General features: G+C 74.2%; 8 protein-coding genes and 1 pseudogene. 3 read left to right on the top strand and 6 right to left on the bottom strand.

Going from position 1 to position 9,098, the window contains the following annotated elements:
* Positions 1-26 precede the first annotated feature (26 nt).
* The 6 genes from C6N75_RS20565 to C6N75_RS20540 form a co-directional block, all read right to left on the bottom strand.
* Complete coding sequence (locus C6N75_RS20565; RefSeq protein WP_105870386.1) at positions 27-857, bottom strand: ABC transporter permease; 831 nt, start codon at positions 855-857, stop codon at positions 27-29.
* Positions 854-1,840, bottom strand: coding sequence for an ATP-binding cassette domain-containing protein (locus C6N75_RS20560; protein WP_105870385.1), 987 nt, complete (start codon positions 1,838-1,840; stop codon positions 854-856). The genes C6N75_RS20565 and C6N75_RS20560 overlap by 4 nt, the downstream gene beginning before the upstream one ends.
* A gap of 155 nt (positions 1,841-1,995) precedes the next feature.
* Positions 1,996-2,838: a DUF4097 family beta strand repeat-containing protein gene (locus C6N75_RS20555; RefSeq protein ID WP_105870384.1), complete on the bottom strand. Its 843-nt coding sequence runs from the start codon at positions 2,836-2,838 to the stop codon at positions 1,996-1,998.
* A gap of 64 nt (positions 2,839-2,902) precedes the next feature.
* Positions 2,903-3,445, bottom strand: a complete 543-nt coding sequence (locus C6N75_RS20550) for a hypothetical protein (protein WP_105870383.1) — start codon at positions 3,443-3,445, stop codon at positions 2,903-2,905.
* 63 nt (positions 3,446-3,508) lie between these two features.
* The gene (locus C6N75_RS20545; protein ID WP_105870382.1) at positions 3,509-4,534 is read right to left on the bottom strand and encodes a hemolysin family protein; all 1,026 of its coding nucleotides are present in this window, start codon (positions 4,532-4,534) and stop codon (positions 3,509-3,511) included.
* Complete coding sequence (locus C6N75_RS20540; RefSeq protein ID WP_105870381.1) at positions 4,531-5,889, bottom strand: hemolysin family protein; 1,359 nt, start codon at positions 5,887-5,889, stop codon at positions 4,531-4,533. Before C6N75_RS20540 ends, C6N75_RS20545 begins: the two co-directional genes overlap by 4 nt.
* 297 nt (positions 5,890-6,186) lie before the next feature.
* Here C6N75_RS20540 and C6N75_RS20535 point away from each other — a divergent pair, with 297 nt between their 5' ends.
* The 3 genes and pseudogenes from C6N75_RS20535 to C6N75_RS20525 all read left to right on the top strand — a co-directional run.
* Positions 6,187-6,582, top strand: coding sequence for a TOBE domain-containing protein (locus C6N75_RS20535; protein ID WP_105870380.1), 396 nt, complete (start codon positions 6,187-6,189; stop codon positions 6,580-6,582).
* Between the two features lie 20 nt (positions 6,583-6,602).
* Complete coding sequence (modA, locus tag C6N75_RS20530) at positions 6,603-7,442, top strand: molybdate ABC transporter substrate-binding protein (protein WP_105870379.1); 840 nt, start codon at positions 6,603-6,605, stop codon at positions 7,440-7,442.
* A gap of 441 nt (positions 7,443-7,883) precedes the next feature.
* Positions 7,884-8,966 (top strand): annotated as a pseudogene (locus C6N75_RS20525) (ABC transporter permease); the annotation flags it as partial.
* Positions 8,967-9,098: the final 132 nt, after the last annotated feature.

Below are 9,098 nucleotides of genomic sequence, written 5' to 3'. Positions count from 1 at the left end.
TGGTCCGCCGTCCTGGCCCTGGCCGGCTACCTCTGGGCCCGGCGCGCCTTCCGCCGGGCCCAGAGGTAGCCGGCCAGGGCCAGGACGGCGGACCAGGCGAGCGCGAGCGGGCCGCTGGAGCCGATCGGCGTGCCCATGAGCAGGCCGCGCAGGGTCTCGTTGACCGGAGTGAAGGGCTGGTACTCGGCGAACCAGCGCAACGCGCCCGGCATGGACTCCGGGGGGACGATGGAGCTGCCCATGAAGGGCAGGAAGGTCAGCGGCATCGGGGCGTTGCTGGCCGACTCGACGGTCTTGGCGACCAGCCCCATCGCGGCGGACACCCAGGTCAGCGCGAAGGCGAGCAGCATCAGGACACCGAGGGCGGCGGCCCACTCGACCACGGTGGCGTTGGGCCGGAAGCCGCAGGCCAGGGCGGCTCCGAGCACCGCGACCAGGCCGATGGCGGTCTGGACGAGGCTGCCGACGACATGCCCGGTGAGCACCGAGGCGCGGGAGATCGCCATGGTGCGGAAGCGGTTGACGGTGCCTTCGGTCATGTCGACGGCGACGGCAACCGCGGTGGCGATGGCCCCGGACGTCACCGCCATCAGCAGGATGCCGGGCGCGATGTAGTCCACATAGCGGACCGCCTCTCCGCTGCCCGCCACGGGGGCGATCCCGGTGCCGAGGGCGCCGCCGAAGACGTACACGAACAGCAGCAGCATCACCACCGGCATGATCACGGTGGTCGCGGTCAGGGACGGATAGCGCCGGGCGCGCTTGAGGTTGCGGCGCAGCATGGTCGCCGCGTCCCGCAGGGCGTGGGAGCGGACGGGGCGCGCCGGTGCGGCGGCGTGTGCGGCGGTGCTGCTCATCGGAGGCTCTCCTCACGGGCGGGTGCGCCGCCGCCGGTCAGGGCGAGGAACACGTCGTCGAGGTCGGGTGTGTGGACGGTGACGGACTCGGCTTCCGCTCCGGCGGTCTCCAGTACGTCGAGCACCGCCCGCAGGGTGGCGGGCGTGCCGTCGCCGGGCACCCGCAGTGCCAGCGCCTCGTCGTCGCGGACGGCGACCGGGAAACAGTGCTCGGCGGCGGCCAGTCGGGCGGTGTCGGCGAACCTCAGCCGCAGGTGCCCGCCGGGCGCGCGGCGCTTCAGCTCGTCGGCGGTGCCCTCGGCGACCAGGACGCCGTGGTCGAGCACCGCGATGCGGTCCGCGAGCTGGTCGGCCTCCTCCAGGTACTGCGTGGTGAGCAGGAGGGTCACGCCCTCGTCGGCCACCAGCGAGCGGATGATCTCCCACATCGTGCGCCGGCTGCGCGGATCCAGTCCGGTGGTCGGCTCGTCCAGGAAGATCACCCGCGGCCGGCCGACCAGCGTCATGGCAAGGTCGAGCTTGCGCCGCATCCCGCCGGAGAAGGTCATGGCGGGTCTGCCCGCGGCCTCGGTCAGCTCGAAGCGCTCCAGCAGCTCGGCGGCCCGCCGTCCGCCCTCCCGACGGTCGAGGTGGTGCAGGTCCGCCATCAGCCGGAGGTTCTCCTCGGCGGTGAACAACCCGTCCACGGCGGCGAACTGGCCGGTCACGCCGATGACCCGGCGGACGCCGTCGGGGTCGTCGGTCACGTCGCGCCCGAGGACGCGGGCGGTGCCGGAGTCGGCGGCCAGCAGCGTGGAGAGGATCTGCACGGTGGTGGTCTTGCCGGCGCCGTTCGGCCCGAGCAGGGCGAACACGGATCCGGCCGGGATGCTCAGGTCCACGCCGTCCAGGACGGTCTTGCCGCCGTAGGACTTGCGCAGGCCGACGGCGGACACGGCGGTCCGCTCCGAGTGCCCTGATGAGGGCATGACAGAAAAGGGCATGGGTCCTTCCGTTCACGAGGTGGGGCGAGAGGCCAGAAGAGAGAGGTGAGCGGTGAGAAGTGCGAGGTGAGCGGTGAGAAGCGCGAGGTGAGCGGTGGGAAGCGCGAGTGAGACGTGCGATGGCGGGGAGACGCCAGGAGGCGGGCCCCGGGGCGTCAGCCCCGCGCGCGGCGGACGTCGATGTTGCCGTACTGGGTGCGGGCGCGGATCCTGACGCTGCCCGCGGACTTCTCCGGGGCCTCGCCCGCGGTGAGCGCGTTGCGGACCTGGCCGGCGGTGGACTGCACGTCCAGCCAGGCGGCCGTGCCCTCGGGGACGCCGATCTCGATGGCGCCGTACCCGGTCTCCAGTCGGACGGTTCCGCCCGCCGCCTCCTCGACCCGCAGGGCGCCGTGGGCGGTGGTGGCGGTGACCGAGTCCTCGGCGCGCCCGACCGTGATGTCGCCGCTGGCACCGCTCACCCGCAGCTCGCCGGTGGTCGTGCCGACAGTGGTGGAGCCGTGCGAGTTCTTCAGGACGGCGGGACCGTCGAGAAGGCCGACCCGCACGCTGCCGGAGCTGGTGGCGATCTCGGCGCTGCCGCCGACCCGATCCACGCTGATCGAGCCGTGCGAGGCGGTCAGCCGCAGCGGCCCGGTGGTGTCGAGGCGCACGTCGCCGGCCGAGGTCTTGACCCGGGCCTCGCCCAGCCGGCCCTGGCCGTAGACCTGGGTCCAGGCGCCGGTCACGTCGATCCGCGAGCCGGCCGGCAGCTCGACCGCCACGTCCACGGTGCCGGTGCGTCCGAACAGGCCGGCCTTCGGCGTCCTGATCCGCAGGACGCCGCCCGCGAAGGTGACGTCGGTCTTGCCGGCCGTCCGTACGTCCAGGTCCTTCTCCGGATCGCGGGGGCGCACCTCCACCACGGTGTCGGTGCGCTCGCCCGCGGTGAACTGGATCGAACCGGCGTCCACGTGCGCGGCGACCGAGATCGCCTCGGGGGTGTCGAAAGAAGGCATGGCTGTCCCGTTCTCCTGGCGAATGGCGAAGTGAAGTGAGGTGAGCGCGGGTGAGCGACCTGGGCTAACGCACCCAGCCGGTGAAGCTCTGTCCGACGGTCGGGGGCCCCTCGGTCGTACGCGGCCGGGCACCACCGCCGTCGACCGCGGCCGACACGGCGCGCACCAGCCAGGCGTTGACCGACAGGCCCTCGCGGCTCGCGGCCTCCTCGGCGCGGGCCTTGAGCGGGGCCGGCAGGCGCAGGTTCACCCGGGCGGTGCCGCCCGCGTCGTCGCTCTCGACCGGGGCCGCGCCCCGCTCGGCCGCCGGGGCCGGCGGGCCTTCGAAGGGGCCGCCTGACGCCATAGTGGCACCATCCTGACCCGGCGGGGGTGTCACCACGAAGTCCGGCTCCAGTCCGCGCAGCCGCACGTCGACCGAGCCGGGGGCGAGCTCCCGGGTGACCTCGCCCATCGCGTCGGAGAGGACGTTCAGCATCGCCAGTCGGGTGGCCGACTCCAGCGGGGCGGTGAGCCGTTCGGCCAGCTCACGCGCCTCCGTGCCGCCGGCGTCGGCGGCCACCGCCAGCTCCCGGCGCAGGGCTTCGACATACGGGGTGAGATCCATGACGCCACTATGGCACCACAATGGCGTCATGGCAATGCCATGAGCGGTGGATCACGACGCGGGTCAGGCGGTGGCGGGCGCCGCCGGGCCGACCAGTTCGTCGAGCACGTCCTCCATCGTCACGTAGCCGATCACCGCGCCCTTCTCGCCGGTGACGGCGGCCAGGTGGCTGCCGGCGGCGCGCAGGGCGGTCAGGGTGTCGTCCAGCGGGGTGTCCAGGGCGACCCGGGTCACCGTGTGCAGGGCCGAGCGCGGGAAGGGCTTGTCCCGCTCGGCAACGCCCAGGGTGTCCTTGATGTGCAGGTAGCCGAGGACCGCGCCGGACGGGCCGGTCACCGGGAAGCGGGAGAACTTCGCCTCCGCCGCGGTGCGCTCCAGTTGCTCCGGGGTGACGGTGTGCGGGACGGTGCGCATCCGGGGCGCGGCGACGAGGATCTCGCCGACCGGGCGGGTGCCCAGCTCCAGGGCGTCCCGCAGCCGCTCGCCGTCGGCCGCGCTGAGCAGGCCCGCGTCGGAGGAGTCGGCCACCATCCGGGCCAGCTCGTCGTCGGTGAAGACCGACTCCACCTCGTCCTTGGGCTCCACCCGGATCAGCCGCAGCAGGGTGTTGGCGAAGGCGTTGATGGCGAAGACGAACGGCTTCAGCGCCCGGGTGAGGGCCACCAGCGGCGGGCCGAGCAGCAGCGCCGTGCGCGCCGGGGCGGCCAGCGCGATGTTCTTCGGCACCATCTCGCCGATCAGCATGTGCGCGTAGGTGGCGGCGGCCAGCGCGATCACGAACGCGATCGGGTGCACCAGCGCGTCGGGCACGCTGACGGCGGCGAACACCGGCTCCAGCAGGTGCGCGATGGCCGGTTCGGCGACCGCGCCGAGCACCAGCGAGGAGGCGGTGATGCCGAGCTGGGCGGTGGCCATCATCTGGGAGATGTGCTCCAGGCCCCACAGGGTGATCCGGGCCCGGGTGTCACCCTGCCGGGCGGCCGGCTCGATCTGGCTGCGGCGCACCGAGATCAGCGCGAACTCCGCCGCCACGAAGAAGGCGTTGGTGAACAGGGTGAGCAGGCCGATGAGGATCTGCACGGTGGTCATCGGGCCTCCTCCAGCTGGCGGCGGGCGCCGGCCGGCACGCCCTCGTAGGCGGTGCGCGGCGGCTCGGTGATGTGCACCCGGTCGGCGCGGTGGTGGGTGACGTCCAGGACGTCCAGCCTCCAGCCCGCCACGTCCACGGTGTCGCCCTGGGCCGGGATGCGGGCCAGGCGGTTGGCGATCAGCCCGGCGACCGTCTCGTACGGGCCGTCCGGCGCGGCCAGCCCGATGCCGGCCAGTTGGTCGATGCGGACGCTGCCGTCCGCCTCCCAGGTGGCCCGGCCGTCCTCGGTGGCGGGCGCCGGCAGCAGGTCGGGGGCCTCCAGCGGGTCGTGCTCGTCGCGGACCTCGCCCACGACCTCCTCCACGATGTCCTCCACGGTGGCCACGCCGGCCGTGCCGCCGTACTCGTCGATGACCACGGCCATGGTGTGCTCGGCCCGCATCCGCTCCAGCAGCTTGTCGGCCGGCAGGCTGTCGGGGACCAGCAGCGGCGGGGTGGCCAGCGCGGTGACGGCGGTGACCGCCCGCTGGGCCGGGGGCAGCGCCAGCACGTCGCGGATGTGCACGGTGCCGACCACGTCGTCCAGCGTCTGCCGGTAGACCGGGAAGCGGGACAGGCCGGTGGCCAGCGTCAGGTTCGCCGCGTCGGCGGCGGTGGCGCCCGCCTCCAGCGCGAGCACCTCCACCCGGGGCGTCATCACGTTCTGCGCGGTCAGCTCGGCCAGGTGCAGGGTGCGGACGAACAGCTCGGCCGAGTCCTCCTCCAGCGCGCCCTCGCGCGCCGAGTGCTCGGCCAGCGCCACCAGCTCCTCTGGGGTGCGCGCGGAGGCCAGCTCCTCGGCCGGCTCCAGGCCGAAGCGGCGCACGAAGCGGTTGGCGGTGGAGTTGAGATGGCGGATGAACGGGCCGAAGGCCGTGGTGAAGGCGCGCTGCGGGGCGGCCACCACCCGGGCGACGGCCAGCGGGCGGGAGATCGCCCAGTTCTTCGGCACCAGCTCGCCGATCACCATCAGCACCACCGTGGAGAGGACCACGCCCAGCACGGTGGCCACGGTCGGCGCGGCCGCACCGAGGCCGATCGCCCGCAGCGGGCCACCCAGCAGAGCGGCGAAGGACGGCTCGGCGAGCATGCCGATGACCAGGGAGGTGACGGTGATGCCGAGCTGCGCGCCGGACAACTGGAGCGTCAGCCTGCGGACGGCCGCCAGGGCGCTGGCGGCGCCGCGCTCACCGTCGGCGGCGGAGCGTTCCAGCTCGCCGCGCTCGACGGTGGTCAGGGAGAACTCGGCGGCCACGAACACCGCGCACGTGAGCGTGAGCACGAGAGCGGCCAGCAGCAGCAGGACCTCGGTCACCGTGCCACCCCCGTTCCCCGGCTCGTCTGGTGCGCGCGGGCGGTGGCACGGCTGGTACTGGGAGGCTCACCCATTGCGGGTCCGTGGCTCCTTCTCGGTCTCGGTCGCCGGGTGACGGCTGACGGTACGGGGGGTCTACCAGCAACTGTAAGGGAGCCCTCATCAGGACGCCCCGCCCCGAGGCCCGAAGACGACCGCCCCGGATCATTGGAGATTCCTCCGAGCGGCCTCGCATATGCCATGGCTGAAGCCCTGAAACATTGCAAACAAGAGGTCACGATGCCTACCGTTGCGGACATGCAGTCCTACACAATCGGTCAGGCGGCGCGGCTGCTGGGCGTCAGCCCGGACACCGCGCGCCGCTGGGCGGACGCCGGAAGAGTCGCGACCCATCGCGACGAGGGCGGCCGCCGCCTCATCGACGGGCGGGCCCTGGCCGCGTTCTCGATCGAGGTGGCGCAGCAGGGCAACGGGGAGGACGACGTCCCCTACACCTCCGCCCGCAACGCCTTCCCGGGCATCGTCACCGCGATCAAGCTCGGCGACGTGGCGGCCCAGGTCGAGATCCAGGCCGGGCCGCACCGGCTGGTCTCCCTCCTCACCCGTGAGGCGGTCGACGAACTCGGCCTGGAGGTCGGCATGCAGGCCACGGCCCGCGTGAAGTCCACCAGCGTCCACATCGACCGCCCCTGACGACTCCAGGAGTCGCCCCGATGTCCCTGTCCTCGCTCCCCCACCGCCGCACCGCGTTCGCCGCGCTCGCCGGCGCCGCCCTGCTGCTCCCGCTCACCGCCTGCGGCGGCTCCGGCTCCGACTCCGGCGCGAAGGACGCGGGGCAGAGCGGCTCGCCGTCCGCCTCCGCCCCGCAGGCCCCGGCGGCGGACCTCACCGTCCTGGCCGCCGCCTCGCTGACCGACGTCTTCAAGACGGCGGGCGCCGCGTACGAGAGGAGCCACCCCGGCACCAGGCTGAACTTCTCCTTCGCCGGGTCCCAGGAGCTGATCGCCCAGATCCAGAACGGCGCCCCGGCCGACGCGCTGGTCACCGCCGACACCAAGAGCATGGCCAAGGTGGGGGACGAGACCGAGGCCCCGGTGGTGATCGCCAAGAACCGCCTGGTCATCGCCACCGCTGAGGGCAACCCCCAGAAGGTCGGCGAGCTGGAGGACCTGGCCGACCCGAAGCTGAAGGTGGTGCTGGCCGCCCCCGAGGTGCCGGCCGGGAAGTACAGCAAGCAGGTGCTGGACCGGCAGAAGGTCACCGTCAAGCCGGTCTCCCAGGAGCCCAGCGTCCGCGCGGTGCTCAGCAAGGTGCAGCTCGGCGAGGCCGACGCCGGCCTGGTCTACAAGACGGACGCCGAGAGCGCCCCGGACAAGGTGGACGCGGTCGACATCCCGGACGCCCAGAACGCCGTCGCCGAGTACCCGGCCGCCGCGCTGAAGGACTCGAAGAACGCGGCCGCCGCCAAGGCGTTCGTCACCTGGCTGTCCGGCCCCGAGGGCCAGAAGATCCTGCTGGACGCGGGCTTCCAGTCCCCCAAGCCCCAGGCCTGAGGCCGGGAGCCGGGATCAGGGCCTGAGGCCCGGATCCGAGGTACGGCGCTGAGGCACGGGCCTGAGACCCGGAGCTGAGGCCCCCGAACCGCCGCCTGTGCACGTCGGGTCGCGCCTCGGACGGCGGTCCCAGGCTGACGCCCGGAGCTGAGGCCCGGACGGCGGTCCCAGGCTGAGGCCCGGTGCCGGGGCTCGGGCCTGAGGCACTGCGGCGGTCCGGGCCTGAGGCCCGGAACCGGGGCCCGGAGCTGAGGCCCGGACGGCGGTCCCAGGCTGACGCCCGGAGCCGGGGCTCGGGCCTGAGGCACTGCGGCGGCCGGGCCTGAGGCCCGGAACCGGGGCCCGGAGCTGGCGCACGGACGGCGGCGAGGAGCGGAGCACATGAAGAAGCAGGCCCGGGCCGGGACCCGGAGCACCCGGGGGAACCAGGCCCGGGCCAGGATGCCCGCCACCCTGGCGCTGCCCGCGCTCCTCGCCGTCGCCTTCCTGCTGCTGCCGCTCGTCGGCATCCTGGCCCGCACCTCCTGGGGCGAGCTGGGCGCCCACCTCGGCAGCCCGGAGGCGCTCCAGGCGCTGCGGCTCTCCCTCACGGTCTCGCTCTGGTCGCTGGGCCTGTCGCTGCTGCTGGGGGTGCCGCTGGCCTGGCTGCTGGCCCGGGTGGACTTCCCCGGCAAGGCCCTGGTCCGCTCGCTCGTCCTGCTGCCGATGGTGCTGCCGCCCACCGTGGGCGGGGTGGCGCTGCTGCTCGGCTTCGGCCGGCGCGGGCTGCTCGGGCCGTGGCTGGAGGACTGGTTCGGCCTCACCCTGCCGTTCCACACCTCCGGCGCGGTCGTCGCCGCCACCTTCGTCGCCATGCCGTTCCTGGTGATCAGCCTGGAGGGCGCGCTGGCGGGCCTGAACCGGCGCTACGAGGAGACCGCCGCGTCCCTGGGCGCGTCCCCGGCCCGGGTGTTCGCCACCGTCACCCTGCCGATGGTCGCCCCCGGCCTCGCCGCCGGCGCGGCGCTCACCTGGGCGCGGGCGCTGGGCGAGTTCGGCGCGACCATCACCTTCGCCGGCAACCTCCCCGGCAGTACGCAGACCCTGCCGCTCCAGGTGTACCTGCTGCTCCAGGAGCGCCCCGAGGCCGCCACCTCGGTCTCCCTCCTGCTGCTGGCCATCGCGATGGCGGTGCTCATCGCGCTGCGCGGCCGCTGGACGACCACGCCCTCCTCCGGCAGGGACCGGCGGCCGGGCCCCGGGGAGCCGGCCGCCGCCCCCGACGACCCGGCCGCCGCCCCGGCCGCGCCGGCGCCCGAGCAGTCCGGCCCCCCGGCCTCCTCGTGGCCCCTGCACGCCGAGCTGACCGGCTTCACCCGGTTCACCCTGGACGCCGGGCCCGGCACCACCGTCGCCGTCGTCGGCCCCAACGGAGCCGGCAAGACGACCCTGCTGCGGGCCCTGCTCGGACTCACCGACCGGGCCGCCGCCCGGCTCGCCCTCGGCGGGGACGACGTCAGCGCGCTGCCCCCGCACCGGCGCGGGACTCGCCCTGCGCGCGCAGCCCGTACGCGGTGTTGGCGAGCGCGCTGAGGTGCGGGAAGAGCGCGCCGTCCTGCGGCACCCAGGCGACCCCGCGCCGGTGCGGGGGCAGCGCGCTGACGTCGTCCCCGCCGA

Source organism: Streptomyces solincola (genome assembly GCF_002982015.1).
Lineage (GTDB): Bacteria > Actinomycetota > Actinomycetes > Streptomycetales > Streptomycetaceae > Streptomyces > Streptomyces solincola.
The sequence above is the reverse complement of the archived record's forward strand: the minus strand, read 5'-3'. Positions and strand labels throughout refer to the sequence as shown.